Below are 13712 nucleotides of genomic sequence, written 5' to 3' on the forward strand. Positions count from 1 at the left end.
AAGGCGGGTTTTTTGTCTTTAAAACAAGTAATGGAGGATTGAGCTGCATTGGAAAAACAGATTTCGGCAAGCATTTCACGGACAGTGCAAACAAGACTCGTGCTGCCGCCCGACACAAATCATATGGGAACGATATTCGGCGGAACGGTACTGGCCTATATTGATGAAATTGCGGCAATTACCGCCATGAAACATAGCGGAAAAGCAGTAGTGACCGCTTCGATCGATACGGTCAACTTTTTATCTTCCGCTACAGTCGGAAATGTCCTTCTTTTGGAAGGGGTTGTAATTTCCACAGGCCGGACTTCGATGGAGGTCTACGTAAAAGCGGAATGCCAAAACATTGAAACAACTGAAAAAACCTTGACGACAACTGCGATTTTGACGATGGTGGCTGTGGATGATAAAGGTAAACCGACGCCGGTGCCGGCAGTGGTGCCGGAGAGCGAAAAAGAAAAACAATTATTCAAAAGCGCACAAGATCGGAAGCAGCAGCGCATGAAAATCAATGAATTTGCAAAGGAGCTGGTTTGAGATGAATCCCATCGTTTATTCGGAAAAAGACACAGTTGAAAAAGCCATCCACCGGGCGGAAAAAATTTATAACTTGGATGTTGCACCTCTTCTCGCGAAACTGGAAACAGTTGGACATGAAGCGAAAGCCGAACAATCGCTTATATATGCACTCAACCGGATTTCCATGGCAGAACCGGATTGGACATTTGTAGCGGCTGAACTGTATTTAGAAGAATTGTATGAAAAAGCTGCAAAGAACCGGAACTATCCGGCACAAGATAAATACGGCGACTTTTATAAGTTGGTGAAGAATTTAAGTGAAGTCGGCATCTATTCGAGCGACTTGATGGAAAGTTATTCCGAGGAAGAAATCAAGGAGCTGGGCAAGGAAATCGATGCTGAGCGGGACTTGCTGTTCAATTATATCGGCCTGTTTTTATTGGCAGACCGCTATGTGGCGAAGGATTATGAAGGAAATATCCACGAATTGCCGCAGGAGCGCTTCTTGGTCATCGCGATGACTTTGATGCAAAATGAACCGCAGGAAAAACGGCTAGATCTGGTAAAAGAAGCTTATTGGGCGATGAGCAACCTTTATATGACAGTGGCAACACCGACCTTGTCCAATGCCGGCAAGAGCTTCGGGCAGCTGTCTTCCTGCTTTATCGACACGGTGGACGATTCGCTCGATGGCATTTACTTAAATAACTGGGATATTGCCCGCCTAAGCAAAGACGGGGGCGGCATTGGCATTTACTACGGCAAAGTCCGGGCGCTTGGCTCTGACATCAAAAAATTCAAAGGCAATTCATCCGGGGTCATTCCGTGGATCCGCCTGCTCAATGACACGGCGGTCAGCGTGGACCAGCTCGGCCAGCGCCAAGGAGCAGTCGCGGTGTATCTCGATGTTTTCCATAAAGATATTATGAACGGCTTTTTGGATTTGAAAACGAACAACGGCGATGAGCGCCGAAAAGCGCATGACATTTTCACGGGAGTTTCGATACCGGACCTATTTATGGAAAAGCTGAACGAAAAAGATGACAACGGCCGGAGCATCGGCGAATGGCATACCTTCTGTCCACATCAAGTTAAAAGCGTTATGGGCTGGAAAGATGAACACGGGAAGGCACTTGGACTTGAGGATTTCTATGATGAAATCGATGTAAAGCATTTTACGGAAAAATATGAGGAAGCGGCAGCGAATCCGCTATTGCCGCGAAAAACTTACCGGGCGATGGATATTATGGCGCGCATTATGGTATCGCAGCTCGAAACCGGCACACCGTATATGTTCTACCGCGACGAAGTGAACCGGCAAAATCCGAATAAGCATTTGCGCGGAAAAGGGCGCACATCGATTTACTGCAGCAATTTATGTACAGAAATTGCGCAAAACATGTCGGCAACCACCATTACGAAAGAGTATACCGACGAAGACGGCAACCTGGTCATGATCCGCAAGCCAGGCGATTTCGTGGTCTGCAACTTGTCGTCGATCAACTTGCCGCGCGCCGTAAAAGCGGAAGTGCTGGAGCGTCTCATTCCGATTCAGATGCGCATGCTCGATAATGTCATCGACTTGAATACGATTTCTGTCGGGCAGGCGGATGCGACGAATAAAAAATTCCGGGCTGTTGGATTAGGAACTTTCGGATGGCACCATTTGCTCGCACTTGAAGGCATCCACTGGGAATCAGAAGAAGCTGTAAAGTTCGCTGATAAGTTATATGAAGAAATTGCCTACCATACGATCCGCTCTTCTATGGAACTTGCCAAGGAGAAAGGTGCTTACCGCGAGTTCAGCGGCTCGGAATGGCAGACAGGGGAGTATTTTAAACGCAAACAATACACAAGCGGCCGCTGGACCGGTCTGCAAAAAGAAATCACTGAGAACGGCGTTCGCAACGGCTGGATGATGGCAGTCGCGCCGAACTCGTCAACAGCAAAAATCGGCGGTTCAACGGACGGCATCGATCCATTGTACGCAGTCGAGTATGCAGAGGAAAAGAAAAACTTCAAATTCAAAGTGACAGCACCTGACTTGAACCACAATACGTACGATTACTACCGCCGTGCCCGCCATGTCCTGGACCAGAAATGGAGCATCCGCCAAAACGCGGCACGCCAGCGCCATATCGACCAAGGCATTAGTTTCAATTTATACGTTCCGCATACGATCAAAGCAAAAGATTTGCTGGAAATGCATGTCGAAGCTTGGGCACAGGGGTTAAAAACGACTTATTATGTACGCAGCACATCGCAGGCGGAAATTGAAGAATGCGAAGCTTGCCAAAGCTAAGGAGGAACGAATATGTCCATACATGCACCTTTATCCAAAATTAAGCTGCTTAATCCGGAACATCCGAATAAATCGACAGGTATCCTGAATGGCCAATCTTCCGGTTTATTGAATTGGAACGATATTGCCTACCCGCAAATGTATGATCTTTACCAGACGCTGCTATCGAATTTCTGGAAAGCCCAGGAAATCAATATGCAGGATGACATCAAACAATGGGATAGCTTAACTGCAACCGAACAGGATGTATTCTTGCGGTTGAATACCCAATTAGCATCACTCGACAGCCTGCAGACGCCGACGATGAGCCAGGTGATGGACTACGTGACCGACTCGAGCTTTAAAGCGATATTCGCTGTTATTGCCCAACAGGAAGCAGTCCATACGGAATCATATTCCTATATCCTCAGCTCATTGGTGGCAGTGAGCGAACAAAATGAACGCTTCAATCAAGCCAAAAGCGATCCGATCGTCCGCAAGCGCAATGAGCTGATCTTGGATGCATACGAGGAATTCCGGCAAAATCCAACTGCTCAGAACCTCTTCAAGCTAAGCGTCAACTCCATTAACTTGGAAGGGATTTATTTCTACGCAGGCTTTGCTTTCTTCTATCATTTGGCGCGCCAGCAGAAAATGCTGAAAACCAGTACGATGATCAGTTATATCCAACGCGATGAAATGCAGCATGCTTATTTCATCGCCCAATTCATCCGGATCCTGTTGACGGAAAACCCGGAATTGAACACAGATGAAAATATTGCTTATGTCTATGAAGCAATCGACAAAGCGGTTCAGCTGGAAAAGGAATGGGCTCACTATATTCTAGAAGGCATTGAAGGGCTCGACCTTCAGGAGTTCGAGGGCTACGTGGAATATTTGGCGAACAAGCGCCTGCGGCAGCTCGGGCTCGATAATCTTTACGAAGAACGCAGCAATCCGATGCCGTGGATACAAGTATTCGGTGATGACATGATGAATGACACGAAATCCGACTTTTTTGAACAAAAATCCCGGACTTACTCGAAAGTGTCGCAGTCCAATGGATTCGACGAATTATAAGCCGAAAATCGCCATTGTCTATGCGTCCATTACCGGCAATACAAAAGCAGGCGCAGAAATGCTCGCGGAAATCTGCCAGGCGAATGGTTTAGAAACGGAGCTTTGGGCCATCAACGATTTCCCTTTATCTGAACTCTTACGTTGCGATATTGTCTTAGTAGGCACCTATACTTGGGGAAACGGCGAGATTCCAAAAGAGCTGTACAGCTTGTTCCATGCCTTTGAAACCTTGGAGCGGAAGCATCTCGTAACGGCAGTTTTTGGCACCGGCGACAGTTTTTTCGCAGAATTCTGCGGAGCTGTAAACCGGTTTCGGGATATGCTATTTGTCCAGACCGCTTTAGCGGCTACCTTGAAAATCGAGTTGCAGCCGCAAGAAATAGATAAAATCCGCTGTGAAAAATTCATTGAAAGTGCATTGAAAAAGCATATAGAATTAAAAACAGAAAATACATGAGAATGTAATATGAGAACAGATCCCTTAAATTTAAGGGATCTGTTTTTAGTTGATCTGAGTGAAATTATCGGAAAAGTCATTGAAACTGAATTGAAAAATAATTTGAAAAAATACTACCATACAAGTATGCTAATGTGGTAACATGAAATCCAAGCAAAGGAGGGATTAAGTGCTGAACATCGATTCAACTAAGAAAATCAAAAGTTTTTCTACTAAAGACTACGTTTATGAAATATTGAGAGAAAATATCATTTCATTGGCTATCGAACCTGGCCAACAAATTTCTGAAAAAGAAATTTCGGATTTGCTGCAAGTTAGCAGGACGCCAGTTCGGGAAGCATTTGTTAAATTAGCGCAGGAAGAATTATTGGAAGTTTTCCCGCAGCGCGGCACGAAAATCGCCTTAATCGATTTATATCATGTCGAAGAAGCACGCTTTATTAGAGAACATTTGGAAAGAGCTACTGTACGAGTGGCCTGTGAAGATTTCCCGGAAGAAAAGTTGAAGGACTTGGAAGCCAACCTGCAATTGCAAAAGAAATGCGTGGCTGAAAAAAACTTTACCCGGCTTTTTGAACTGGATGAAGAATTTCATAAAATCATTGCCGAAGGAAGCGGAAAAGAGCGGATTTGGGCTTTGATCCAACAGATGAACGCCCACTTGAACCGGATTCGGATGTTGAGCCTGGCAGCCAACTATAATTGGGAATTGATTCTATCGCAGCATGAAAAGATCTTTACTGCCATTAAAGAGAAAAATGCCGACCTGGGAGAAAAAGCCATGGAGGAACATTTGAAAAAGCTTCTTTTCGAGCAGGAAAAACTGAAAAGCGAATACCAGCAATATTTTAAGCAATAAGCTTTTGGGACCAAATGTAAGCGCTTTAAATAAACGGATTTAAAAATTTTGCTATCCAATAAAACCAAGGGGGATTTACGGATGAAAAAACGCAGTATTATGTCAGCATTAATGATTTCTTCAGCTTTATTACTAGGGGCTTGCGGCGGTGAAAGCGCTGCCGAAGGGGACGACAAAGTCTATACACTGAAAGTCGGGACCGCTTTAGCTGAAACAGATCCGATTTATGAAGGATTGGTGGAGTGGAAAGATAGCGTAGCTGAAAAGACGGACGATAAAGTGAATATCGAAATTTTCGGCAACGGTTCGCTTGGGGATGACAAAGATATCCTGGAACAAGCAAAAGTGGGCACGAACGTGGCAGTTATCGTAGATGCTGGGCGTCTTGCTGAAATGGAGCCTGAAATGGGTATTTTGGCTGCTCCTTACGTAGCGGACAGCTACGATGAAGCGAGCAAAATTGTCCAATCGGATCTATTCAAAGGCTGGGAAGAAGAGCTTGCACAAAACCATAACCTGAAAGTGCTTTCGTTCAACTGGTACCAAGGCGACCGCCACCTGTTGACGAATAAGAAAATTGAAAAGCCGGCAGACCTTAAAGGCTTGAAATTGCGTACACCGGGAGCTGAAATCTGGACAGAAACCATTTCTGCAATGGGAGCAAGCCCTTCAGGCATGGCGTTCTCAGAAGTTTATCCAGGGATTCAACAAGGAGTAATTGATGGAGCAGAAGCCCAGCATCCGGCCACTTACGGGGCGAATCTTCAAGAAGTCGTTAAATACATCACGAAAACGAGCCACTTCCAATTGCTGACGGGCATTGTAGCAGGGGCTGACTGGATGAATGGCCTGCCGGAAGAATATCAGGACATCGTCATTGAAGAATCGTTCAAAGCGGGAGAAGAAGCTTCAGAAAATACGATCGGCATGCTTGATGAATTCGAGCAGAAGATGATTGACGCAGGCGTGGAAGTCAATGAAGTGGACATCGAGCCATTTAAGGAAGCAACCAATACAGTTTATGAAAAATTCGACGGTTACACAGAACTTCGTGAAGAGATCAATAAAATCCTAGGAAAATAAGTGAGTGATGAAAATGATAAAAAAAGTAGCTGGCGGCTATGCAAAATTCGAGAATTTTATTACTAATTTATTGATGATCGGTGTTGTAGCGTTTGTCTTTATCGCCTCAGTCATGAGATGGGTGGGATTCCCCCTCTCTTGGTCTGTGGAGTTTGCTCAATTCTTATTTGTTTGGGTCATTTTTTTAGGTGCCAATCGCTGTCTCCGGGAAGACCGCCACATTGGAGTGGATTTTTTCGTTAAAAAGCTGAAGCCGAAAACAAAGGCCGTGCTAGAAATCATTATTAACGTATTGATCATGGCCTTCCTGGTTTTCTTGATCAATTTTGGAATCCAGTTAAGCATCGAAAACTCAGTGCGCTTAATCAGTAACCTTCCACTAAGTTATTCGTTTATCACAATGGCTGTGCCGATTGGAAGCATCTTAATGTTGATCACCCTGATTTTTAAAGTGGCACAGAAAATCAACGTTTTAAAAACAACATCTGTATAAATGGAATAAACGTTACGAGTAGTCCGCTAAACTGCTTTGAAGTTATTGGCCGAATTCAATTCGGCCGATGGCTTTTCTTCGGGAATGGAAGCATGGCGTATAGAGCGATTTCTTTAGTTCAATTTTTACAGTCATTCAGAATAAGAGGTGGAAACCATGTTACTTGTCGCTGTTATATTTTTCGTATTGCTCTTTTTGAATATGCCCGTGGCTTTTGCCATCGGTATTGCAAGTTTGTCTTTCTTCATTTTGGAACCGAATTTGCCGGTTGAAATCACTACACAGCGAATGGTGGCAGGGACGCAGTCATTTCCGTTGCTGGCTGTGCCTTTCTTCATTTTAGCCGGAAATTTGATGAATTCTTCTGGAATTACGAAGCGCCTGATTCGCTTTTCCAATGCGTTAACTGGACATTTAGTCGGAAGCCTGGCGCACGTTTCCATCGTCCTTAGTACGATCATGGGCGGTGTTTCAGGATCGGCCAACGCGGATGCCGCCATGCAAAGCCGGATTCTGGGCCATCAAATGGTAGCAAGAGGCTATTCAGGCGGTTATTCGGCTGCCGTTATTGCCATCAGCTCATTGATCACAGCAACAATCCCGCCGAGTATCGGTTTGATCCTATACGGATACGTTGGCCAAGTGTCTATCGGCAAGCTCTTTTTAGCGGGAATCATTCCCGGTATTCTCATGATGATCGTATTGATGCTGGTTTCATACCTTGTCGCGAAAAAACGCGGATATGATCAAGATGAAAATATCAAACGAGCTACATTCAAAGAAGTAGCTGTTTCGTTCAAAGACAGTATTTGGGCATTATTATTCCCGGTCATTTTAGTCGTGGGAATTCGTTTCGGCATATTCACCGCTTCAGAAGCAGGAGCTTTTGCAGTGGTCTATGCCCTTGTAATCGGCTTCTTCGTTTATAAAGAATTGAACTGGAAGAACTTTATCGAATCCATTGAGCAGTCGGTTACCGATAATGCATCCATTCTTTTGATCATTTCCACATCATCTATTTTAGGTTTCTTGATTACATATGACCGTCTGCCGCAAAATGCCGCAGACTTCCTGATCGGCATTACGAGCAATGGCACATTGATGCTGCTGTTGATCTTGCTGTTCCTGGTCATCGCAGGGATGTTCATTGAATCTACCGTATTGGTTTTACTATTAACACCGATTTTCCTGCCGATTGTCACTCAAGTAGGGGTAGATCCAGTCCACTTTGGTATTTTGATGATGACAATCGTTACATTCGGGGGCATGACGCCGCCGGTCGGGGTCACGATGTATACGACAACTTCCATTATGAAAGTGCCGATTGAAGAATACATCAAAGAAGCTCTTCCGTTTATTGGAGGCGTAGTCGTATTGGTTCTGATCCTGGTATTCGTACCGGAAATTGTGACATTCATTCCTGATTTATTAATGTGAGGCAATTAGAACAACTGGAGGTCGAGCTTTATGTTTTCTTTTGAAGGAAAAGTGGTCTGGGTGACCGGCAGCAGCACGGGAATCGGACGTGCGATTGCTGAGAAGTTTGCAGAATGCGGAGCAGCTGTCGTCGTTCACGGGAATTCCAACGCGGCGGAAGCCGAGATCACGTTAAAAAACGTTCAGAATAAAGGAGCGAATGCCCATCTCGTAATTGGCGACGTGACAGACCGCAAGCAAGTGGATGAAATGGTGAAAGACATCGAGGCGAAATTCGGCGGGATCGACATTCTCGTCAATAATGCCGGCACGATGGTCAAACGCGCACGAATTGAAGAGTTGGAGATTGAAGACCTGGAAAAGATCATCAATATCAATTTCACTTCCGTGTTCCACGTGACGCAAGCGGTTTTGCCGCTGATGAAGAAGAGCGAAAAAGGCAATATCATTAATATGACTTCTATTGCAGCAAGGAATGGAGGCGGCGGAGGCGCAGTGGCTTATGCTGCTGCCAAAGGGGCTGTCAGCACTTTCACTCGTGGGCTTGCAAAAGAACTGGCTAAAGACCGGATCCGGGTAAACGGGATTGCGCCGGGAATCATCACGACGCCTTTCCACGACCGCTATTCCACGGTGGAAATGAGAACGGCGATGGCGAACCAAGTGCCGCTTGGAAGAGAAGGCACGCCGGAAGAAATCGCCGGCACAGCCGTTTACCTGGCTTCTGACATCGCAGGCTATATAACCGGGGAAATCATCGAAGTGAACGGCGGATTATTGACAGACTGATCCGTTGTCCGCTGGAGGAGGGTTTGTATGAAAGCATTTATGGACGAAGATTTTCTATTGGAAACCGAAACGGCAAAAACTTTGTATCATGAATTCGCAAAAGACATGCCGATTTTTGACTATCATTGCCATTTGACGGCCAAGGAAATCGCAGAAAATAAAACCTTCGCGAATTTAGCGGAAATTTGGCTGGACGGCGACCATTACAAATGGCGCGCTTTGCGCAGCAACGGCGTACCGGAAGAATGGGTGACCGGGGAAGCTGATGACCGGGAGAAATTCCAGAAATGGGCGGAAACCGTTCCTTTCACATTGGGAAACCCGCTTTATCACTGGACGCATTTAGAGTTGAAGCGATATTTCGGCATTCACAAACCGCTCAGCCCGAAGACGGCTGATGAAATCTGGGAAGAAGGCAACGCGCTGCTTCAGACAGAAGCGTTTACCGCGCAGCAATTGATCAAGCGGTCGAATGTAAAAGGCTTGTGTACGACAGACGACCCTTTGGACGACTTGGCTTACCATAAGCAAATCAAAGAAGACGCATCGTTTGATGTCCATGTGTTGCCGACATTCCGGCCGGACGGCGCCTTGACAATCGAAAGCCCTGCATTCAAGGAATGGATTTCCAACCTGGAAAAGATTACAGGCTCAGAAGCAAAAACCTTCGCTGGCTTAGTCGAAGGATTGGAAGCACGGGTCCGGTATTTTCATGAGGCAGGCTGCCGCCTGTCCGACCATGGATTGGACTCGAACTTTTATCTGGAAGCAAGCGAAGCAGAAGTGGAACGCATTTTTGCAAAAGCTTTGGCGGGCTCCCCTTTGGAAAATGAGGAAATCGTCAAATATAAAACAGCCGTTATGAAAGCCCTAGGCAAAATGTATGCGCAGCACAGCTGGGCGATGCAATTGCATATCGGGGCGCTTAGAAGCAATAACCGGAAGAAATTAGAGGCCGTCGGGCCGAATACCGGCTTTGATTCGATTCATGATTTTACTTATGCGGAAGATTTATCGAATTTGCTGGATGCATTGAATTATGAAGGGGTATTGCCGAAGACGGTTATTTACAATCTCAATCCGCGGGATAACCATATGGTCGCTTCCATGATCGGCAATTTCCAGGAAGAGATTCCGGGCAAAATTCAATTCGGTACGGCTTGGTGGTTCAATGACCAGCGCGACGGCATGGAAGAACAGATCAAAATTTTGGCGAATCATGGCTTGCTTGCCCGCTTTGTGGGCATGCTGACGGATTCGCGAAGCTTCTTGTCCTACACAAGACATGAGTATTTCAGAAGAATTCTTTGCAACATCGTTGGGAAATGGGTTGAAAACGGGGAATATCCTGCGGATTTCGACATTTTGGAGATCATTATAAAAGATATTTGCTACGGCAATATCGAAGCGTATTTAGCAATAGAGTCCTAGGATGATTGGGTGATAGACATGCAAATGGTATTTAGATGGTTTGGAGAAAACGACGATCACATTCCGCTTTCGAATATTAAACAGATACCGGGTGTGACAGGCATCGTCTGGGCACTGCATGACCAGGCGCCGGGCGACAAGTGGCCGTTGGATAAGATTCAGGCGGTGAAAACTGAAGCTGACAATTACGGATTCAATATAGATGTAGTAGAAAGCGTCAATATCCATGAAGATATTAAGCTTGGGCTGCCTTCGCGGGAGCAGTATATTGAAAATTACAAGGCGACAATTAAAGATTTGGCTTCTGTCGGCGTAAAGGTTATTTGCTATAACTTCATGCCGGTTTTTGACTGGATCCGCACGGATTTATTCGGAGAAGTCGGAGACGGTTCAACGGCTTTGTTCTACGAGAAAGCTAAAATCGATGCCATGAAGCCGGAAGAGCTGGTGGCAAATTTTCTTTCCAATGATGAATTTTCATTGCCCGGTTGGGAACCGGAACGCCTTGGGCAATTGGCGGAATTGTTTGAAGCCTATCAGAACGTTTCAGAAGAAAAGCTATGGGACAATCTTCAATATTTCCTGCAGCAGGTCATTCCGGTAGCCGAAGAGAATGGCATCAAAATGGCCATTCATCCGGATGATCCGCCTTGGCCGATTTTCGGCTTGCCGAGAATCATCACAAATCAGGACAATATTAGACGGTTCCTGAATCTGGTGGACAGTCCGTCAAACGGCTTGACGTTTTGCAGCGGCTCACTCGGTGCCAATCCGGAAAACGATTTGATCAGCATCGTTAAAGAATTCGGCGAACGAATTCCTTTTGCGCACATCCGCAACTTGAAGCATTTCAGCAACGGAGATTTTATCGAATCCTCCCATAAAACGAGCGATGGATCCGTAGACATTGTGGGCATTGTCAAAGCATTCCATGAAATCGGATTTACCGGCTATACACGGCCTGACCATGGCCGCCACATTTGGGACGAAGTGTGCCGTCCGGGCTACGGGCTATACGACCGTGCGCTTGGCATCATGTATTTATGGGGAATCTGGGATAGCCTGAGCGAAAAAGTAAAAATGAACTAAACCCGATTTAGCCGAAACCACCAAGGAATTTTCCTTGGTGGTTTTATTTAGGGGAAATATCCAATATTCGCCATCCATTCAATCCGGTTCGTGTAAAATAAAGGATAAGGATTTATGAAGGAGTCGATGTAAAACTTTATGAAACGCTATTTGATGCTTATTGCATACGTTCTTCTTTTCGCAGCATCGCTCTATTATTTTACGGAACAATCGGCTGGTCCGGTTGTAGAAGACCGCAGCCGGCTGTTGCCTGTAAAAATGAAGGCCATAAAAGCGGGAGACAGCCTTTCTGCCATCCAGCAAATTGTATGGGATGCGGACGCTGCCGGCGACGCGATCTCAATTGCCGGCATGCAGCATAGCCAGGGCGGACATACAGAATATCCTGACGGCATCCTTTTGGATATGAAACCGTATAATGAAATTTTGGCGTTTGATGCTGAAAAGAAAACCATCACGGTCCAAAGCGGGGCTACCTGGGCGGATATTCAGGAACGGATCCATCCATACGGTTTAGCCCTGAAAGTCAGCCAATCGCAAAATATTTTCACGGTTGGCGGCTCCATCAGCGTGAATGCCCATGGCCTTGATATACGAAACCACGGGCTGATTGATACAATCGAATCCATGCGCCTCCTCGACGCAAATGGCGATATCCTGGAAATCAGTGAAGACCAAAATGCGGAGATGTTCAAAGCGGCAGTCGGCGGCTATGGTTTGATGGGTGTCATATTGGACGTAACATTAAAACTGACGGACGATGCGCTTTATCAAATCGAATCAGAACAGCTTTCTTACAAGGAGTACAGCGAGTACTTCAAAGAAATAATTAAAAATGACCAAGTGAAAATGCACTTAGCGCGCATTTCTATTTCGCCGGAATCGTTCCTGGAAGAAATGTATGTGATGAACTACAGTGAAGCGGCAGAGCAGGACCTTTTGCGAGAGCCTGAGAAACTGAAAGAAGAGACATTGATTGCCGTGCCGAAATTCTTTTTAGGGCTTGCCCGATTGAATGATGAAGGGAAAGAGGCGTTCTGGAAAACACAGAAAACCTATGCCAAATCGGTGGACGGGAAAAAGATTTCACGGAATAATGTCATGCGCTCCGATTCCGAATTTATGGAGTACAGCCATCCGAAAAATACGGAAGTGCTGCAAGAATATTTTGTCCCGGTGGACAATTTTGAAGCCTATATCGACGATCTAAGAAAAACTTTAGCCAAGGAAGAATCGTTTAATCTATTGAACATCACGATCCGCTACGTCGAGGAAAATGAGAAAGCTGTGTTGTCCTATGCGAAACAAGATATGTTTTCTCTTGTTCTATTAATCAATCAGGGAACCGACAGCGAAAGCATTGAAGATACTGGGAGAGTCATCCGCAACATGATTGATGTCACACTCGATCATGAAGGAAGCTACTACTTGCCCTATTATGGTTATCCAACGAAAGAACAGATGGCGGAAGCTTATCCAAGAACGAAAGAATTTTTTGAGCTGAAAAGAAAATACGATCCGGAAGAGCGGTTTATGAACCTTTTCTATGAGGAGTACAAGCAATGAACTACCAACGATTTATCGTCTACCAAGGCGCAATTGGCATGGCTTCGACCATGATTTTCCCTTTTTATATTTTAATGATCAACAACGTCGGAAATTCGTATTCACAGTTTGGCTGGGCGTATGGGCTGTTTGCATTGACGGCTGCGATTTGTTATCCGTTTATCTGTAAACTGGCAGACAAAGTGGGCGATAAGTGGCTGCTTGGCGTTTATTCGTGGGGGATGGCGCTGACGCTGTTGTTTTTCCCGCTGGCCAATGAAATCTGGCATGTCTATATTCTTCAAGTAATGATGGGCATCTTTGGAGCCGTGCAACGAAATTCCGAGAAAACGGTGCTCGCAAGGCGTGTCAGTAAAGAGACCGCAGGGAAAGAAATTGGCAAATACCATATCTGGACCTCCATTGCTGCGGCAGCGGCTGTGATCGGAACAGGCTATCTGGTAGACTTTTTCACCATCTCGAGCATTTTTTATATTGCTTCCGCTGTTTTTGCCTGGAGCGGATTTATCGTCATGAAAAAAGAAAAGGGACTGTCCAGTTTGATGGAATAAGCCGATTGCCAAGAGCAGTCGGCTTTTTTATTTGAAGTTTTATTGTCTAATATGTCACGACGTGATATAGTCATGGTGTG

Annotated in this window: 13 protein-coding genes; all 13 read left to right on the top strand. The window is 45.5% G+C overall.

The genetic code is table 11. The features are described from left to right. Positions 1 to 48: 48 nt before the first annotated feature. The 13 genes from MTR82_RS03435 (at position 49) to MTR82_RS03495 (ending at position 13632) form a co-directional block, all read left to right on the top strand. Positions 49 to 534, top strand: a complete 486-nt coding sequence (locus tag MTR82_RS03435) for an acyl-CoA thioesterase (protein ID WP_246807736.1) — start codon at positions 49 to 51, stop codon at positions 532 to 534. A 1-nt stretch (position 535) separates the two neighbouring features. Next, positions 536 to 2818, top strand: coding sequence for a ribonucleoside-diphosphate reductase subunit alpha (locus tag MTR82_RS03440; RefSeq protein ID WP_246807737.1), 2283 nt, complete (start codon positions 536 to 538; stop codon positions 2816 to 2818). Positions 2819 to 2830: 12 nt separating this feature from the next. After that, positions 2831 to 3877, top strand: coding sequence for a ribonucleotide-diphosphate reductase subunit beta (locus tag MTR82_RS03445; RefSeq protein ID WP_235197610.1), 1047 nt, complete (start codon positions 2831 to 2833; stop codon positions 3875 to 3877). Further along, positions 3858 to 4334, top strand: a complete 477-nt coding sequence (locus tag MTR82_RS03450) for a flavodoxin domain-containing protein (protein WP_246807738.1) — start codon at positions 3858 to 3860, stop codon at positions 4332 to 4334. The genes MTR82_RS03445 and MTR82_RS03450 overlap by 20 nt, the downstream gene beginning before the upstream one ends. Positions 4335 to 4503: 169 nt before the next feature. Further along, entirely contained in the window at positions 4504 to 5193 is a 690-nt protein-coding gene (locus tag MTR82_RS03455; protein ID WP_309296769.1) for a GntR family transcriptional regulator, read from the top strand. An 81-nt stretch (positions 5194 to 5274) separates the two neighbouring features. Then, positions 5275 to 6276: a C4-dicarboxylate TRAP transporter substrate-binding protein gene (locus tag MTR82_RS03460; RefSeq protein WP_052649796.1), complete on the top strand. Its 1002-nt coding sequence runs from the start codon at positions 5275 to 5277 to the stop codon at positions 6274 to 6276. Positions 6277 to 6283: 7 nt separating this feature from the next. Next, on the top strand, positions 6284 to 6769 hold the full coding sequence (locus MTR82_RS03465; protein WP_235199339.1) for a TRAP transporter small permease: 486 nt from the start codon (positions 6284 to 6286) through the stop codon (positions 6767 to 6769). A 156-nt stretch (positions 6770 to 6925) separates the two neighbouring features. Further along, entirely contained in the window at positions 6926 to 8206 is a 1281-nt protein-coding gene (locus MTR82_RS03470) for a TRAP transporter large permease (protein ID WP_052649800.1), read from the top strand. Between the two features lie 30 nt (positions 8207 to 8236). Continuing rightward, positions 8237 to 8995, top strand: a complete 759-nt coding sequence (locus tag MTR82_RS03475) for an SDR family NAD(P)-dependent oxidoreductase (protein WP_246807739.1) — start codon at positions 8237 to 8239, stop codon at positions 8993 to 8995. A gap of 27 nt (positions 8996 to 9022) precedes the next feature. Next, positions 9023 to 10426, top strand: coding sequence for a glucuronate isomerase (gene uxaC, locus MTR82_RS03480; RefSeq protein WP_246807740.1), 1404 nt, complete (start codon positions 9023 to 9025; stop codon positions 10424 to 10426). Between the two features lie 18 nt (positions 10427 to 10444). Continuing rightward, complete coding sequence (gene uxuA / locus MTR82_RS03485) at positions 10445 to 11515, top strand: mannonate dehydratase (RefSeq protein ID WP_246807741.1); 1071 nt, start codon at positions 10445 to 10447, stop codon at positions 11513 to 11515. A 138-nt stretch (positions 11516 to 11653) separates the two neighbouring features. Further along, positions 11654 to 13081, top strand: a complete 1428-nt coding sequence (locus tag MTR82_RS03490) for an FAD-binding oxidoreductase (RefSeq protein ID WP_246807742.1) — start codon at positions 11654 to 11656, stop codon at positions 13079 to 13081. Then, positions 13078 to 13632 (top strand): MFS transporter, encoded by a 555-nt coding sequence (locus MTR82_RS03495; protein WP_246807743.1) that lies wholly within the window; start codon positions 13078 to 13080, stop codon positions 13630 to 13632. Before MTR82_RS03490 ends, MTR82_RS03495 begins: the two co-directional genes overlap by 4 nt. The last annotated feature ends 80 nt before the right edge of the window (positions 13633 to 13712 follow it).

Source organism: Planococcus ruber (assembly GCF_022819085.1).
GTDB lineage: Bacteria > Bacillota > Bacilli > Bacillales_A > Planococcaceae > Planococcus > Planococcus ruber.

What these genes read in the sequence shown, in the direction of transcription:
- MTR82_RS03440 (WP_246807737.1), top strand. Translation starts at nt 536, where the DNA reads ATGAATCCCATCGTTTATTCGGAAAAAGACACAGTTGAAAAAGCCATC.
- MTR82_RS03445 (WP_235197610.1), top strand. Translation starts at nt 2,831, where the DNA reads ATGTCCATACATGCACCTTTATCCAAAATTAAGCTGCTTAATCCGGAA.
- MTR82_RS03450 (WP_246807738.1), top strand. Translation starts at nt 3,858, where the DNA reads ATGGATTCGACGAATTATAAGCCGAAAATCGCCATTGTCTATGCGTCC.
- MTR82_RS03460 (WP_052649796.1), top strand. Translation starts at nt 5,275, where the DNA reads ATGAAAAAACGCAGTATTATGTCAGCATTAATGATTTCTTCAGCTTTA.
- MTR82_RS03465 (WP_235199339.1), top strand. Translation starts at nt 6,284, where the DNA reads ATGAAAATGATAAAAAAAGTAGCTGGCGGCTATGCAAAATTCGAGAAT.
- MTR82_RS03470 (WP_052649800.1), top strand. Translation starts at nt 6,926, where the DNA reads ATGTTACTTGTCGCTGTTATATTTTTCGTATTGCTCTTTTTGAATATG.
- MTR82_RS03475 (WP_246807739.1), top strand. Translation starts at nt 8,237, where the DNA reads ATGTTTTCTTTTGAAGGAAAAGTGGTCTGGGTGACCGGCAGCAGCACG.
- uxaC (WP_246807740.1), top strand. Translation starts at nt 9,023, where the DNA reads ATGAAAGCATTTATGGACGAAGATTTTCTATTGGAAACCGAAACGGCA.
- uxuA (WP_246807741.1), top strand. Translation starts at nt 10,445, where the DNA reads ATGCAAATGGTATTTAGATGGTTTGGAGAAAACGACGATCACATTCCG.
- MTR82_RS03490 (WP_246807742.1), top strand. Translation starts at nt 11,654, where the DNA reads ATGAAACGCTATTTGATGCTTATTGCATACGTTCTTCTTTTCGCAGCA.
- MTR82_RS03495 (WP_246807743.1), top strand. Translation starts at nt 13,078, where the DNA reads ATGAACTACCAACGATTTATCGTCTACCAAGGCGCAATTGGCATGGCT.